Origin of the sequence: Nafulsella turpanensis ZLM-10, from assembly GCF_000346615.1 — a bacterium.
GTDB lineage: Bacteria > Bacteroidota > Bacteroidia > Cytophagales > Cyclobacteriaceae > Nafulsella > Nafulsella turpanensis.
On sequence record NZ_ANNU01000008.1, the window covers coordinates 1 to 15,063 of the forward strand.

Here is a 15,063-nt window from a genome sequence, read left to right on the forward strand (position 1 = left end):
GTCTGAAGGGGCAGTCTTTGCTATCGCTGCTCGAAGAGATTAGCCGTGAGCACTATTCTTCTAAAAAGTTAAGCTTACCCATTTTACCAAAAACAATCTTTACATTTAAGGCGGAATCGGGATGAATGTTATCAGGAGCGATAGCAGCTTCCCCTCTCCCGGAACAACATGGGTTGTGCCAGGCAAAAACATTTTTTAAACCCGCTATTATTGCTTAACTAGCGATCCACGTGATAATAATATAAAATGAATTTTAAGACAGAACAGGAAGCATTCTGGGCCGGAGAATTCGGCAACGACTACATCGGCAGAAACAGGAGTGAAGAGTATTTAGCCTCTAACTTAAATTTCTTTTCCCATGCTTTCAGGCAACTCGGCCGACCGGCCTCCTTAGTGGAGTTTGGCGCCAACATTGGCATCAACCTGAAGGCTATTCAGCTGTTGTTCCCAAACATAAGATTATCGGGAATAGAAATTAACCGAAAAGCAGCCAATGAACTGTCCAGGCTTATCGGGAGCGGGAATGTATTTAACGGTTCCATTTTCGATTATGAGCCTGAGCAGGAGTATGAGGTTGCGCTCATAAAAGGAGTATTAATTCACATAAATCCCGAAATGCTCCCGCTTGTGTATGAAAAGCTTTATCGGACAGCTGGTAAATACATTTTGCTTTGCGAGTACTATAACCCTTCGCCAGTTTCTATCAGCTACAGGGGCCATAAGGATCGGCTGTTTAAAAGGGATTTTGCCGGTGAGATGCTGGAGAAATACAGTGATTTAAGTTTAGCAGACTATGGATTCTGCTACAGGAGAGATAAGGCCTTTCCGCAGGATGATATTACCTGGTTTCTTCTTGAGAAACAGTAGGGAGAGTACCGATTAAAGCGGAGCGGCATAAAAAAAGGGGAATTCCCGGATTCCCCTCTGCTTACCATTTCCAGAAAAACATTAAGCAGCTTAATCAACTGCAGAAGCCTCTACCGAAGTTTATTTTTTCTTTTAATTAGTCGCGCTTTAACAGCACAATAACAGCGGCCGTTAGAGCAGTGGTCACGGCCATTCGCTGGAGCAAACCTTTCCGGTTATATTTCCACTCCGCACCCATGCCTCTTTCGGCCCATATGTTAGGTAAATGTCCTTTTCTTAAATCATCCAGGATTCCTTCCACCACATCTACCCTGTCGGCCATTACCAGGGGAAGCCAATGGGCAAAGCTGCCTTCGCCATACCTGAAGGCAAAGCGGCGGATTTTGCCACTAAGCCCGCGGGGAGGCCTGGAGGTTCCGAATACAGCTGTTACATTAGGCCGCTCAATGGAATGGAGCACCTCAATATCTACAGGCTGCTGCGGCGGCCGGTCCCAGCTATATCCTTCATGGTCTTCATTCTCCCGCTTTCGCATGGGGTAGGTTGGGTCATTCTTTGGATCGGCATCAATGCCCCAGCCTTTAATATGTGAATAGTCTTTTGCTTTATTTTCCATAATAATCCTTCTTTAAATGTTGGCTGATGGTGGAACAAGTACTGGTTTAATACAATTGTCGAGCTTATCTGCAAAAATACGATAGCCATCGGCCACTTCTTCCAATGGAATATGGTGGGTAATAATTGCCTTTGGATCCAGAATTCCATCCTGAACATGCTTAACCAGTTTTGGCAGCAAACGCTTTACAGAGGTCTGGCTTCCGCGAATAGTAACCCCTTTGTTTACGGCATTACCAATTGGTACCATATTAACCGTAGGCCCATACACTCCAACAATCGATACAACGCCTCCTTTTTTTACAGAATTAATGGCCCACTGCAATGCGGTAGCAGAACCTGCCTGCATGAGTGTTTTACGGCCTGTTACCGTTTGCAGCTTACTGCCGGAAGCTTCGGCACCCACGGCATCGATACAAACATCGGCCCCGAGTGAGTCAGTTGTTTTCTTCATAAAAACCACCGGGTCGGAGATGGATAAAAAGTTATAAGCTTCGCACTGTGCATATTTGCGTACAAAATCAAGGCGATACTCTTCCTTATCAAACACAATAACACGACCTGCACCAAATAGCCAGGCACTTTTAGCGGCCATAATACCTACAGGACCTGCACCAAAAACAACCACAGTATCGCCCTTCTGAATGCCGCCCATTTCGGCGGCATGGTAACCTGTCGGTACTACATCAGTCAGTAAAACGGCATCATCGGGGTGCATGCCCTCCGGAATTACCATTGGTCCGACATTTGCGTAAGGGACTCTTACGTATTCGGCCTGTCCACCATTGTAACCGCCAGTCATGTGTGAATAGCCAAAAATACCACCTGCCGCTGTCGCCTGGGGGTTTGCCTCGTGGCAGCAGGAATAAAGCTCCTGTTCGCAAAAAGTACATTCGCCACAGGCGATGTTAAAAGGCACAATTACCTGGTCGCCTACTTTTAATTTAGTAACATCTGAGCCAATTTCTTCGACTACTCCAATAAACTCATGTCCAAAAGTTTCTCCCACTCGGGTATCGGGTACATTCCCGTTATAAAGGTGGAGGTCGGAACCACAAATACAGGCACGTGTTACCCGTACAATGGCATCCTGCGGATGGAGAATTTCGGGCATGGGAGTATCGCGGTCAACGCGGATTCTTTGTGGTCCGCGGTAATTCATTGCTATCATAAAAAAATCCCTTCTGCTTAGTGTTAAAAAATCTGTTAAGGCAGGGCTGCTAAACAGCTCTCACCTGTAATTCAAGTAACGGCACTTTCTCTGTAAAGGTTTGACAAATAAGCTGATAGCAGGAAGGTAAGCAGTTGTACAGCCAATCGTTCCTCTTTCAACCAGCTATTTAAACAAGCTGCAGAGTATACAGACGGAGGAAAAAAATAACAGTAAGTAAAAATGTAAACAGGAACAGCTTACTTGGCTGTCAGAAGCACGAAAAATAATCATTTCATATTTTGCACTTTACCAGGGAAAGCGCCCGAGGATGTAGCGCATAAAAAAGCCCGGTGTTCTCACCGGGCTTCCTTTTCTAAAGTATCTATTCTTCCTCTGCCATGTTATGGTACACATGCTGCACATCATCGTCGTCCTCGAGCTTCTCGAGCAGCTTCTCCACATCGGCCCGCTGCTCTTCATTTAAATGCTTTACATCCATAGGAATACGCTCAAAGCCTGAACTGATAACCTCCAGCCCCTTCTCTTCCAGTGCTTTCTGCAGCTTTCCATAATCCTCAAAAGGGGCGTAAATCATGATTCCTTCCTCATCGGCAAATACCTCTTCGGCACCATAGTCGATAAGCTCCAGCTCGAGTTCTTCAATATCCTGCCCGCTGTTTTCGATTTTAAAGTGGCATTTGTGCTCAAACATAAAATCGACTGAGCCCGATACGCTCAGGTTACCATCGCACTTATTAAAATAGCTGCGCAGGTTGGCGACCGTTCGCATGTTGTTGTCGGTTGCTGTTTCAATAAGCACAGCAACACCATGCGGGGCATAACCTTCAAAAGTAGCTTCTTTGTAGTTTTCGGTATCTTTAGAGGTGGCACGTTTAATGGCACGCTCCACATTATCTTTAGGCATGTTGGCCGCCTTGGCATTCTGGATAACAGCCCGGAGCCTGGCATTGGTTTCCGGATCGCCTCCTCCCTCTTTTACAGCCATTACAATATCTTTACCGATACGGGTAAAGGTTTTACTCATGGTCGACCAGCGCTTCATTTTCCTGGCCTTGCGGTATTCAAATGCTCTTCCCATAATACAATGCTAAAGGCGCAAATTTAATACATTTCCCTTGTTTTCAAGGATACAAGCCTTAAAAATTATTCCTGCAAACAATACAGGACTGGCATTATTAAAGCAGAAAGAATAACAGAAGTAATAGAAGACCGGAAGGAAAAGACTGAATTACTAAGAGGATGGAAAGTACGGGGATTATTAAAAGGAAAGCCTGTTGCAGGCGTACCCACAACAGGCTAATTTGCAAGCAAAGAGGTTAATAATTAAATTTAAGTTATTTCAAAAATACTCCGGAAAATTTACTTTTCCAATACTTTCCCGTACGGATAATTAATTTTCAGGGTTTCAACTCTTATTTTTAATCACTGAAACTGAGTACATTAAACCATCACCGCCCGATTGGGGCCTTATAAAAGCCAGTGCATTGATAAGCAGAAAGAAAATCGTTTTTATTCTCAACCCTATTTCGGGTACCCGAAAAAAAAGCCAGGTGCCGGCGCTCCTAAAGCAGCACCTGAACCAGCAGTTGTACAGCTACGAAATTGCAGAAACAGCCCGCCCGTTACATGCTCGTGAACTGGCAAAAGCGGCTGCGGAAGCAGGGGCCGATATTGTGGTGGCCGTAGGCGGTGACGGAACGGTAAATGAGGTAGCCTGCGGGCTCCTTTATTCTTCAAGCGCGCTTGGTATTCTTCCTTTTGGTTCCGGTAACGGGCTGGCACGCCATATGGGCATCCCTGTCGATACAATTAAGGCTATACGCTTATTGAACCACCCCTCCTACACCATTATCGATGCCGGGGAAGCAAATGGAAAGCCATTTTTCTGTACAGCTGGTCTTGGCTTCGATGCTCATATAGGCCGGCTGTTTGCTGTAACCCATACACGAGGATTTGCCAGCTATATTCGTATGGCCATGAAAGAATATTTTCGCTTCAGGCCCCACACCTATCATATCCGCTCCGATGAAGGGACCTTTAAAGGCGAGTATTTTGTGGTAGGTCTGGCAAATGCAGCGCAATATGGGAACAATGCTTATATAGCGCCGGAGGCCAATATACAGGATGGCTGGCTGAATCTCTGCTTATTATCTCCCTTCCCCGCTTATGAGGTACCTCGTTTAGGCTGGCAGCTCTTCCATAAAAGTATTCACCAGAACCCCTACATGAAAATTCTTCGAACGAAAGAGGTGGAAATCAGCAGCCCTCAAACAGAATACATGCATATTGACGGGGAATTTATACCGATAAAAGAAAGTCTACACATCAGGGTTCTTCCCCTCAGCCTAAAGATAGTTGCACCGAAGGTAAAAAAGTGATGGCAGTAGAATGTTCAAGCGTGAGCGGACTGTTTAAGAAGAGAAACTTTGATAATTTTAAAAATGAGCGATTTCCTACCTCTCCCTTCTTCCTCCTCCAGCTATTTAAATTAAAAAATAAGACCTGTTTTAGTTAAATCAGCAGTTTATTTTCTATCTATTTAATTAATATGCTTGCGCAGGCTTTGTAACAGGTTATTCCCCTTCAGCTCTTTATCGAGGTAAGGCTTTTGCAGAGTTTGCCGATTCTGGGAGATACTGTTTTCCAGAATTGTAATATCTTTCCTGATATTTTTAATCAGTCCTGAGAGGGCTGCATTAAGCTCGCGCAGGCTTTGAACGAAATCTTTTGCTTTTTTTGGTTGCATCTTGTATAAAATATTAAAGGGAAGTTCTAAATTTATTTGCAAAACCGCTCATACCAGCTCTCCATAAAAGAATCGAAGAGAAAAATTACAATAAGCGTATTTTCTGAATATGATTACCCGGCTTCTGTTATTATTATATACCATTTATGCAAGCATAGTGTTTCTTATTTTCATGTTTTTATGTGCGCCCCTCATTACCATTCCTCTGCTGTTTAAACTCCATGGAAACCGGCTAAGTTTCCGGGGCCTACACCTGTGGGCACAGGGCTTTCGCCTGTTCTCCGGCATTCGATACCAGATTGAAGGGCAGGAACATCTCAAAGACGGGAGAACATATATTTTCACCCCTACCCACACCTCTTACCTCGATGCCCCTGCCCTGCCGCTGGTAGCGCCGGGCCCTTTTAAAACCCTGGCAAAAAAAGAAATTGCGGCCATCCCTGCTTTTGGCTGGGTAGCCCGGGCCGTTACAGAAATGGTTGATCGCTCTAATGCAGAAAGCCGGCGACAGAGCATAGAACGCCTCACCCACGCCCTTCGGTCCGGCACCAGCCTGCTTGTTTTTCCTGAAGGGACCATTAACAAAACCACTGCCCCGCTGGCCCCATTTTATGATGGTGCTTTCCGTATTGCCCTGGAGACTCAAACGCCCGTGGTACCAATTGTTATTCGGGGAGCATCAAAGCTAATGCCTCCCGGCAGCAGCCTGATGAGACCCGGCAAGATTACAGTAAAAATATTACCACCACTTATGCCTTCAGAAGAAGCAGGTGACACGGTAGAAACATTTAAACGGCAGGTGTACCAGCTTATGGCGGGGGAAATCACTCATGCTGTACCACTTGCCAGCCAAACAAAAAAAGACACCGCCGAGGCAGTGTCTTTATAAGCTTTGGGTTGGCTTAAGCCTTACTGCTCCAGCTCCAGCACCAGATCCTCCTGCTCTACCATGGTACCTCCGGTTAAGTGTACTTTCTTTACCTTTCCACTGAAAGGAGCTGAAATGGTCGTTTCCATTTTCATGGCTTCAATAACGAAGAGCGACTGGTTTTCTTTCACGGTATCGCCTTCTTTTACCAGTACCTGCGCAATACGGCCCTGCAAAGGTGCCCCTACTTCATTTTCAGCCTCGGCCTTACGGTGTAGAGGTTTGGCTGCTTTCAGGCTTTCGTCGCGCACCCAAACGCGGCGGGTCTGGCCATTGAGCTCAAAAGAAACCAGGCGTTGTCCGTTCTCATTCGGTTCCGAAATGAAGAGCAGCTTAATTATAATGCTCTTACCTTCGTCAATTTCTACCAGTATATCCTCATTGTTCTTGAGGCCGTAGAAGAAGGCTGGCGTAGGCAGGTACATAAGGTTACCGTACTCCTGTCGAACTTTGTGGAAGTCGGCAAATACTTTGGGGTACAGCTGGTAAGAGAGGAAGTCGAGGAAGTTCACGTCCTTAAACTTCTTTTGAAACTCCTCGAAATCTTTATCAAAATCTACCGGTTCCAGGTGGGCATTCGGGCGGTCGGTAAACGGCTGCTGGCTTTTTAGCACCACCTTTTGCAGTTCAGTCGGGAAACCACCCGGTGCCTGGCCCAGCTCGCCCTTCATCAGGTTCACAACCGATTCAGGAAAGCTCAGTGTATGTCCGCGCTCATATATATCCTTTTCGGTAAGATTATTGGAAGTCATGAAGATGGCCATATCGCCGACTACTTTCGACGATGGCGTCACTTTTACGATGTGGCCGAACATATCGTTCACCACGGCATAGTTCTTCTTCACCTCCTCAAACTTCTCTTCCAGTCCCAGGGCTGATGCCTGCGGACGCAGATTCGAATACTGTCCGCCTGGTATTTCATGCTCATACACTTCGGCCGTACCGGCTTTAAGTCCCGATTCGAAGGGATAGTAATACTCCCGCACATCTTCGAAATAGGTGCTGTACTCGTTAAGCGAGCGCAGGTTTAACGGCTGCTCCCGCTCGTGCCCCTTCATAAAGGCGGCCACAGAGTTAAAGTTCGGCTGCGAAGTAAGGCCCGACATCGAAGCCAGGGCCACATCCACCACATCTACGCCCGCCTCAATAGCCTTCAGGTAGGTGGCAGGCTGAATAGAAGAAGTATCGTGCGTGTGCAGGTGCACCGGCAGGTCAACGGCATCTTTCAGCGCCGTTACCAGCTCAGCCGCAGCATACGGCTTGAGCAGGCCGGCCATGTCTTTTATGGCAAGGATGTGCGCACCTTCATCTTCCAGTTGGCGGGCCATGTCGACATAGTACTGCAGGGTAAATTTCTTTTCGTTCGGGTCAAGCACATCGCCGGTATAGCAAATGGCGGCCTCGGCAAGGGCACCTGTGCGTTCGCGTATGGCACGTATACTTACCTTCATGGCCTCCACCCAGTTAAGGGAGTCAAATACCCGGAAGATATCGATACCGGTTTCCCAGCTCTTCTCAATAAACTTTTCAATCAGGTTATCAGGATATGCTTTATAGCCCACGCCATTTGAGCCGCGGAGCAGCATTTGCAGCAGTATGTTAGGCATGGCCTCGCGGAAGAGGCGGAGCCGCTGCCATGGGTCTTCGTTAAGGAAGCGCATACACACATCGAAAGTGGCGCCACCCCATACTTCCATACTAAATACTTCCGGGTGAGTTTTGGCATAGCCTTCGGCTACTTTCAGCATGTCGATGGTACGCATGCGGGTAGCCAGCAGGCTCTGGTGCGCATCGCGGAAGGTGGTGTCGGTATACTGGATGGCTTTTTCATTTTTCAGCCACAGGGCAAAACCTTCCCGACCGAGCTCGGTCAGGCGGTCCTTAGTACCCTTTGGATAAGGCCCCAGCTTATCGTATTTCGGCACCTTAGGTACCCTGAATTTTTTAGTACTGTCGATGAACTTGACGCTGGGGTTGCCATTTATGGTGGTATTGGCAATATAGCGCAGCATGCGGGTACCGCGGTCGCGCTTTACCGGAATCTGCATCAGCTCCGGGTGGTTCTTGATAAAGCCTACCGTGGCCCTTCCTTCGTAAAAGGTTGGATTGGTTACCACATTTTCGAGGAAGCCGATATTGGTCTTTACCCCTCGAATCCTGAATTCCCGCAGGGCCCGGTGCAGGCGCTGGGCCGCTCCTTTAAGCGTACGCCCGGAGGCGGAAATCTTCACCAGCATGGAATCAAAGAAAGGGGATACCCGCACTCCCGGATAAGAAGAGCCCTCATCGAGTCGAATGCCAAAGCCACCGGCATTCCGGTAGGCGATAACGGTACCATAGTCGGGCTGGAAATTATTTTCCGGGTCTTCCGTGGTAACACGGCACTGGATGGCAAAACCACTGCACTGGATATCTTCCTGGCGGTTTACCTGCAGGCGGGGGTCCGACAGTTCAAATCCGCGGGCTATGAGAATCTGGGAGCGTACGATATCGATGCCTGTTACCTCTTCGGTAATCGTGTGCTCTACCTGAATGCGCGGGTTAACCTCGATAAAGAAAACGGATCCATCTTCATCGACCAGGAATTCCACCGTACCTACGTTGTTGTAGTTTACATGGCGGGCAATGCGGAGGGCATATTCATAGAGCTGGCCGCGCACCTCATCGGGCAGGGTCGAAGGGGCTACTTCCACCACCTTCTGGAAACGGCGCTGCACGGAGCAGTCGCGTTCGTAGAGGTGGATGATATTTCCATGATTATCGCCCATAATCTGCACTTCAATGTGCTTTGGATTCTGGATAAACTTCTCCAGGAATACCGAATCGTCACCAAAAGCGGTGCGTGCTTCATTACGGGCTTCGCCAAAGGACTTCTCCAGCTCCTTTTCATTCTGCACTACCCGCATGCCACGGCCACCACCACCTGCAGCTGCTTTTACCATAACCGGGTAACCTATACGGGCGGCTTCCTTTTTAGCAATGTCGAGGGAAGTGAGCGGCTCTTTGCTGTCTTCGATAATAGGCACATTGGCGGCAATCGCTACCTCTTTTGCCCGCACCTTATCGCCGAGCTGATCCATTACCTCCGGCTCAGGACCAATAAAAATGATGCCTTCTTCACGGCAGCGGCGGGCAAAATTTACGTTCTCGGAAAGAAAGCCATAGCCCGGGTGAATGGCATCGACTCCTTTTTGCTTGGCCAGGGAGATTATTTCCTCCACATCGAGGTAGGGTTTCAGCGGGTCGTCTTCCGTACCAATTTGGTAGGCTTCGTCTGCTTTATAACGGTGAAGGGAATAACGGTCTTCGTACGTGTATATAGCCACCGTACGAATATGAAGTTCTGACCCTGCCCGTAACACCCGAATAGCAATTTCGCCACGGTTAGCTACAAGCAGTTTCTTGATTTTCTTGATTTTAGATTGGCTCATGAAGGTTGAAGTTTCAAAAAATTATGGATACTTATAATAAGCTCCTTACATTAAAAAACAAAACTGATTTGCGATGCAATCGTTTGAAATTCCATAAAAATAGAAAAAATCTTAAAAATGCCTGAAAGGTTTAGCAAAAAGTCTGCTATTTCCCTTCTACAATAGCCTGGAGACGCAGTACTGTTTGCTCTGCATACCCCTGCTCGCGGGAGGCTTTCAGGCTTATCGTTTCATCATTGGCCAGCGCTGCTTCCAGCTGGTTAATTTGGCCGGCATCAAAAACCACCAGCGGAAGCTCCTTTACCCACTTCCCCGGTTCTACCGGGTGGCTGGCATCCTGGTAAGGTTCTGCTAACTCTAAGGCATAATCGTAAGCCACATCCGGGGCCGGTCGCTCCATTCTTCTCAAATTTCCGCTAAACGTATCTACCATTCCTGTCGACTCAATAGCTGTTCCCTTCCCTTCTATGTCCGGGCAATCTTTGAGATGCAGAACTTGCAATTCCTGTACGGTAAGTGCTGCCCTGCCATAAGTAAACTGCCCGTTTAGTTGCTCCGGCCATTCTTCCCAACCGCTTTTAACCTCCCCATTCACACCTAAACACCGCCCGATATAAAACCGTAAACTGTCGGGCCCGGAAAAGAAAAAGCTCTTCTTCCCGCTAAGCTGATAAACCGGCTGCTCTAACTGCAGCTTTTCTGTTTCAGCAACCGACAATCCGCTTGTATAGAGCCTTCCGGTAAATGCGGGCATTTCAGAAACGGTTTCTTCCTGCCGGGGCGATGCCGGAGACTCCGAAGGCTCCTTACTATTGCAGGCCCCCATCCACAGAACAGCCAGTAAAAGCAAAAGTCTGTAACGGTAGTTGCGGTTCAAGTTTTTTGAAATTTTGTACAGGATGTTAATATACGGGAAAATTATTATTTCCCGTCATACCAGCTTTTCCTTCTCCGCTTCACCAGCAAGGCAAGCGGCTTTATCCTTTCGCCACACCAACAAAAATGCAACCGCTAATTTGCAAACCTCAAAAACAAAAAAGTGTTTGCCGGTTCGGACAAACACTTTTTTGTTTATTTATCTGGTAGCTAACGGCCACTTCGGCCATTTCGCTTTCAATAATCGTCGTAGGTATTCTTCAGACCATCTTCCTCTTCATCATCCTCACCGGCATCATAGTCCTCCATGGTGTAATCGTCGCGAAGGTTGCCCTCATCATCATAATCTTCATCTTCACTGATAATTTGCCGGGCTTCCTTCATCGTCATCCGGATGAGGTAATAGATATCTTCAGTTTCAAAAGGGAGGGCCGATACTTTTTTACCTTCCTTATTTGTAAAAGAAACTAAATGCTCGGCAAACCCTTGCGGATACTCCATCTTTACCCGTGAAACAATCTCTTCGGGAAGATTTTCATAGTCTTTTACAATCCTTTTCTTGCTCATAATTGGAAATGTATTTTTATATGCTGCTGTCCGGGTAATGCTGCTCTTTTTTAGGTTCACTCCCTACAGGAACTTTGTACAGCAATAGTGCGATAAAAAAATTATGCTTGCAAATTTTTCACTAAATTCATCAGCAAGTTTTATTTACGCAATCGCCCGTATCTTGTTTTTTATATCTGAGGAAAGAATAAAATTCCTGGATTTCAGGTAAAAGGAAGAAACACAGAGCGTTCTGTTCAGCTTTCTTTTATAACGACTACCCTGCTTTACTGTTTTCAGCAGCAGGCACTCCTCTGTGTTGCTGGCGGCCCCTGCGCGGAAACAAAGTGCCAAGAACAAGGAATACCAGCAAAGAGGCCAGCATGCCAAATATAATCGGGTCGAGGTTGTAAGGCAGCGTTGTGGCCGCAACAATAAGCCCGAGGGTTACCGAGCCGCCGGCCAGCATGGCCCAGAAAGCAGCCAGCGAGGAAGCTTTTGGCCAGAAGAGTGCTCCCAGAACAGGAATAAACAATCCACTGACCATAAATGCATAGGAGTAAAGCATCATTCCCAGTACGTTCTGCATGGCAGAGGCCAGCAATAATGCCGCAGCACCAATTAAGAGCGTGAGCAGTTGAGAGATACGCAGCACTGCCTGCTCGCTAAAATGCCAGAAACGCGACAGAATATCTGTCAGCACATTTCCGGAAGCCGCCATGAGGCAGGAGTCGGCGGTAGACATAATAGCGGAAAAGTAGGCCGACAGCATCAGTCCCATTAAACCTACCGGCAGTACCTGCCGCAGCAGTATAGGCAGTCCCATTTCCGGGTCGAGCTCAGCGCCTGCCGCATACCCCAGGTCAGTAAACAGTCCCTGCTCAAAACCTACACGTGCAAATAAGCCCAGCAGTACACCCATAAAGGCCATAACCGGGTATTCAAAAAGGCCGGCAATAAACCATGCCTTTTGTGCCTCTTTTGTACTCCTGCTGGCATAAATTCGCTGGTAAAGGGTCATGCCCACAAACCAGATGGGAATAATGGTGACCGCCCAGTTAACAAACTGCTGCCAGCTTACATTCTGCAGCGAGAGCATTTCGGGCGGAAGTGTAGCCGACACCTGCTCCCAGCCTCCGACAGCAAAATAACTAAGTGGAATACCAATAAAAACAAGTCCGCCCATCAGAATGATCCATTGTATGGTATCGGTATAAATAACCGCTTTCATACCTCCCATTACGGTATACACAATTGCTATTATGCCCATTACCAGCAGAGCAGTATCGAGGCTCAGTCCTTCGAAGGAGGCTGCCGCCAGTTTAGCACCGGCCAGTATTTGCGAGGCGGTAAAGCCTAAATAGCCAATGGCCGAAATAATTCCTGCGAGCAGGGCCACCCTCCCATTGTAAAAGTGCTCGAATATCTGCGGGAAGGTAAGCCAGCGAAATTCCCTGCTCAGCCTGCTTATGGTGGGAATCAGCAAAACTGCACTTAACCAGGCGCCAATAAGACCGGTAAACAGCATCCAGGAACCTGAAAGGCCCATGATAAACCCAAGCCCTCCCAGCCCTATGGAAAAGCCACCACCCACATCGGTCGCTACTACCGACAGGCCAATATGCCAGCTTCCCATTTGCCTGCCACCTACATAGTAGTCGTCGGTACTCTTATTTTTATGCAGAAAATAATAGCCCACCCCCAGCATGGCAAGCATATAAGTAATAAAGATACCGAGGTCGACAAGGTGCATACCAGAAAGGTTTTAACAGCAGAATAAAGCAGTCGAGAGCATAGAAGCCCACCCTGCTATAAAGTCAAGAACCTTAAAAGTAAAAAACAGGGACCTGTATTGCAAATTGGCTCCTTAAGCCTATTCACTTCTTAGCCGTACATTACGAACGGCTTTATGCCAGCCCCCTTTCAAATAAACAGAGGCTGTGGAAGGGGCGTCCATCAGGCAAATTTCATAATCAGCCAGGGGGTGTGCTTCGAAAGAAAAAGTGCCCTCTTCATCGGTGAGCAGGTATTCCTGGCTAAGAGTTAAGCTGTTAAAAAGACTGATGACGAAGCTTCCCTTCCGGTTACTGTTTACCTGCCCTTCCACCCGGTAGGGCCGAACAGGCAGGAGGTTTAGGTTCTCGTAGTATGATAGAGAGGCTTTACCAATTTCAGGTGTGCTAAAATCGCTCAGCGACATTTCTTCCTCACAGCTTACCAGGAAGGTGTACTTACTTTTTACATCCAGTTCGAGATCGTAATTTCCACGTTCATCGGCATACACAGTATCGATTCCTTCGCCCAACTGTTCCACTACCAGCATATGGGCTCCGGCTGCCCGCTCTTTATTACTCTTCCGTATCGTACCGAGCACGAACATCTTTACTTTTCGTTCCAGGCCAGTAGACTGCGAGCGAATGCCATACCGGGGGCCATGTACGGTAGAGAGTGTCTCCTGGTGGGCACGATACTCCTCCCGCTCGTATACCAGCTCGTATTCTTCGCCCGGGTATAGCCTGAAAGCATATTCCCCTCTCTGGTCGCTCATCGTCTCATCTATCAGCTGCCTGTTTTGCCAGAGACTGATTCTGGTTCCTTCTATGCCTTTTTCATTAACTGCATCATACACTCTTCCGGCCAGGGTAATTACATGTACATCTACGCGATAGATATCATCCTCTCCTGCTCCTCCTTTGCGGCTGGAACTGAAATAGCCCCAGTTACCACTATGGTGGAAGGACAAACCGAAATCATCGCCTGCTGAATTGAAGGGCACTCCCATGTTGCGTAAATGGATTACAGAGTCTCCGGCGAGTAATGCTTCGTAAATATCCAGTCCTCCCAGGCCAAAACGTCCGTTGGAGGAGAAATAGAGTTTATCATCCCCCAAGAGGGTAGGAAACATTTCATTGCCGCTGGTATTAATGAGGGGTCCTAGGTTTTGGGGCGGGGTCCAGTCATTTCCCTGTTTTTCTACCCGGTAAATATCCGTGCCGCCAAAACCTCCGGGCATGTCCGACACAAAATAAATCACCCGCCCGTTATCGGCTACGGCCGGATGCCCCACTGCGCTGGCTACTTTTAAATTAAGAGGCTTAACCTTTACCCAGCTGGTAGGATTAAAAGTGGTGGTGGCCTCGTAAAGCTGCATCTGATGCTTTTCCCCTGAGCGGGTAAACAGGAGCTTTCGTCCTTTATTATATACAACGCCCGGTCCTTCGGGCATGGCAGTATTGACCGTACTGCTCAGACGGGTGAGGTCACTTATGTCGCCGCCATCGGTAATACGGCCATAAACTAGGTCGAGCCCATAGCTGTCGTCGGCAGTAAAATGCTGCTTAATAAGCCCTGCCCGGGGCTTGTCAGACACAAAAATAACCCCATGGTCCAGCACATAGGGGCTAAACTCAGCACCTTTGGTATTGATACTTACGGGCCTGATGCTGTAGCGAATGGTATCACGATAGAGACTCTCCTCCGAAAGCTTGGTTTCGAGTATGCGGATGCGTTCTACCACCCCTTCATCTTTCAGATACCGGGCCAGAACCCGCTTGCCCTCTTCTATTTTTCCGCTTGCCATAAGCGCATTGGCATAGAGCATCAGGTGTTCATTTTCCAGCGCTACGCCGGCACCGACTATGCGGGTGTATAATTCAGCTGCTGCTTTGGCTGAGCCTGCCTGTGCATAAGCGAAGGCCAGCTTCCTTTGAAGGTCCAGGTCAGCACTTTTTCTGCCAGTCTGCAGGGCCTGTTCTAAATAAGGAATGGCTTCTTTATAGTTTTCTTCCTTAAAAAGGATACGACCTTTCGCAGCGGGCCCTTTAATATCAAATAAAAAGGAGCGGGTTTGTGCCTGCGCAAAGCTCAACTGAATACTCAT

12 protein-coding genes are annotated in these 15,063 nt (G+C 47.7%); 3 read left to right on the forward strand and 9 right to left on the reverse strand.

The genetic code is table 11. The annotated features are described in order from the left end of the window. The first annotated feature begins 246 nt into the window (after positions 1–246). Complete coding sequence (locus F752_RS0103805) at positions 247–867, forward strand: pseudaminic acid biosynthesis-associated methylase (protein ID WP_017730406.1); 621 nt, start codon at positions 247–249, stop codon at positions 865–867. A 136-nt stretch (positions 868–1,003) separates the two neighbouring features. Here the strand turns inward: F752_RS0103805 and F752_RS0103810 are convergent, their stop codons facing one another. From F752_RS0103810 to F752_RS0103820, 3 genes are all read right to left on the reverse strand, one after another. Then, positions 1,004–1,483, reverse strand: coding sequence for a hypothetical protein (locus F752_RS0103810; protein ID WP_017730407.1), 480 nt, complete (start codon positions 1,481–1,483; stop codon positions 1,004–1,006). A 12-nt stretch (positions 1,484–1,495) separates the two neighbouring features. Continuing rightward, positions 1,496–2,653 carry a zinc-dependent alcohol dehydrogenase gene (locus F752_RS0103815; RefSeq protein ID WP_026135495.1) on the reverse strand — a complete coding sequence of 386 codons (1,158 nt, stop codon included), beginning with the start codon at positions 2,651–2,653 and terminating at the stop codon, positions 1,496–1,498. A gap of 364 nt (positions 2,654–3,017) precedes the next feature. Continuing rightward, entirely contained in the window at positions 3,018–3,734 is a 717-nt protein-coding gene (locus tag F752_RS0103820) for a YebC/PmpR family DNA-binding transcriptional regulator (RefSeq protein ID WP_017730409.1), read from the reverse strand. A 406-nt stretch (positions 3,735–4,140) separates the two neighbouring features. On the opposite strand from F752_RS0103820, the gene F752_RS0103825 reads away from it, so the two are divergent. Beyond that, positions 4,141–5,034, forward strand: a complete 894-nt coding sequence (locus F752_RS0103825) for a diacylglycerol/lipid kinase family protein (protein WP_017730410.1) — start codon at positions 4,141–4,143, stop codon at positions 5,032–5,034. A 161-nt stretch (positions 5,035–5,195) separates the two neighbouring features. Here F752_RS0103825 and F752_RS0103835 read toward each other — a convergent pair whose 3' ends face one another. Further along, positions 5,196–5,402: a hypothetical protein gene (locus F752_RS0103835; RefSeq protein WP_017730412.1), complete on the reverse strand. Its 207-nt coding sequence runs from the start codon at positions 5,400–5,402 to the stop codon at positions 5,196–5,198. Positions 5,403–5,511: 109 nt separating this feature from the next. Here F752_RS0103835 and F752_RS0103840 point away from each other — a divergent pair, with 109 nt between their 5' ends. Further along, a complete protein-coding gene (locus F752_RS0103840) occupies positions 5,512–6,291 on the forward strand; it encodes a lysophospholipid acyltransferase family protein (RefSeq protein ID WP_017730413.1) in 780 nt (259 codons plus the stop codon). Positions 6,292–6,311: 20 nt separating this feature from the next. Here the strand turns inward: F752_RS0103840 and F752_RS0103845 are convergent, their stop codons facing one another. From F752_RS0103845 to F752_RS0103865, 5 genes are all read right to left on the reverse strand, one after another. Continuing rightward, on the reverse strand, positions 6,312–9,761 hold the full coding sequence (locus F752_RS0103845) for a pyruvate carboxylase (RefSeq protein WP_017730414.1): 3,450 nt from the start codon (positions 9,759–9,761) through the stop codon (positions 6,312–6,314). 145 nt (positions 9,762–9,906) lie between these two features. Next, positions 9,907–10,638 (reverse strand): hypothetical protein, encoded by a 732-nt coding sequence (locus F752_RS0103850; protein WP_017730415.1) that lies wholly within the window; start codon positions 10,636–10,638, stop codon positions 9,907–9,909. A 236-nt stretch (positions 10,639–10,874) separates the two neighbouring features. Next, complete coding sequence (locus F752_RS0103855) at positions 10,875–11,204, reverse strand: hypothetical protein (RefSeq protein ID WP_017730416.1); 330 nt, start codon at positions 11,202–11,204, stop codon at positions 10,875–10,877. 256 nt (positions 11,205–11,460) lie between these two features. Then, positions 11,461–12,936 (reverse strand): sodium:solute symporter family protein, encoded by a 1,476-nt coding sequence (locus F752_RS0103860; protein WP_017730417.1) that lies wholly within the window; start codon positions 12,934–12,936, stop codon positions 11,461–11,463. A 120-nt stretch (positions 12,937–13,056) separates the two neighbouring features. Continuing rightward, entirely contained in the window at positions 13,057–15,063 is a 2,007-nt protein-coding gene (locus F752_RS0103865) for a PD40 domain-containing protein (protein WP_017730418.1), read from the reverse strand.

Excerpts from the sequence above, each read along its gene's own strand:
- F752_RS0103805 (WP_017730406.1), top strand. The coding sequence starts at position 247 with ATGAATTTTAAGACAGAACAGGAAGCATTCTGGGCCGGAGAATTCGGC.
- F752_RS0103810 (WP_017730407.1), bottom strand. The coding sequence starts at position 1,483 with ATGGAAAATAAAGCAAAAGACTATTCACATATTAAAGGCTGGGGCATT.
- F752_RS0103815 (WP_026135495.1), bottom strand. The coding sequence starts at position 2,653 with ATGATAGCAATGAATTACCGCGGACCACAAAGAATCCGCGTTGACCGC.
- F752_RS0103820 (WP_017730409.1), bottom strand. The coding sequence starts at position 3,734 with ATGGGAAGAGCATTTGAATACCGCAAGGCCAGGAAAATGAAGCGCTGG.
- F752_RS0103835 (WP_017730412.1), bottom strand. The coding sequence starts at position 5,402 with ATGCAACCAAAAAAAGCAAAAGATTTCGTTCAAAGCCTGCGCGAGCTT.
- F752_RS0103840 (WP_017730413.1), top strand. The coding sequence starts at position 5,512 with ATGATTACCCGGCTTCTGTTATTATTATATACCATTTATGCAAGCATA.
- F752_RS0103845 (WP_017730414.1), bottom strand. The coding sequence starts at position 9,761 with ATGAGCCAATCTAAAATCAAGAAAATCAAGAAACTGCTTGTAGCTAAC.
- F752_RS0103855 (WP_017730416.1), bottom strand. The coding sequence starts at position 11,204 with ATGAGCAAGAAAAGGATTGTAAAAGACTATGAAAATCTTCCCGAAGAG.
- F752_RS0103860 (WP_017730417.1), bottom strand. The coding sequence starts at position 12,936 with ATGCACCTTGTCGACCTCGGTATCTTTATTACTTATATGCTTGCCATG.
- F752_RS0103865 (WP_017730418.1), bottom strand. The coding sequence starts at position 15,063 with ATGAGTATTCAGTTGAGCTTTGCGCAGGCACAAACCCGCTCCTTTTTA.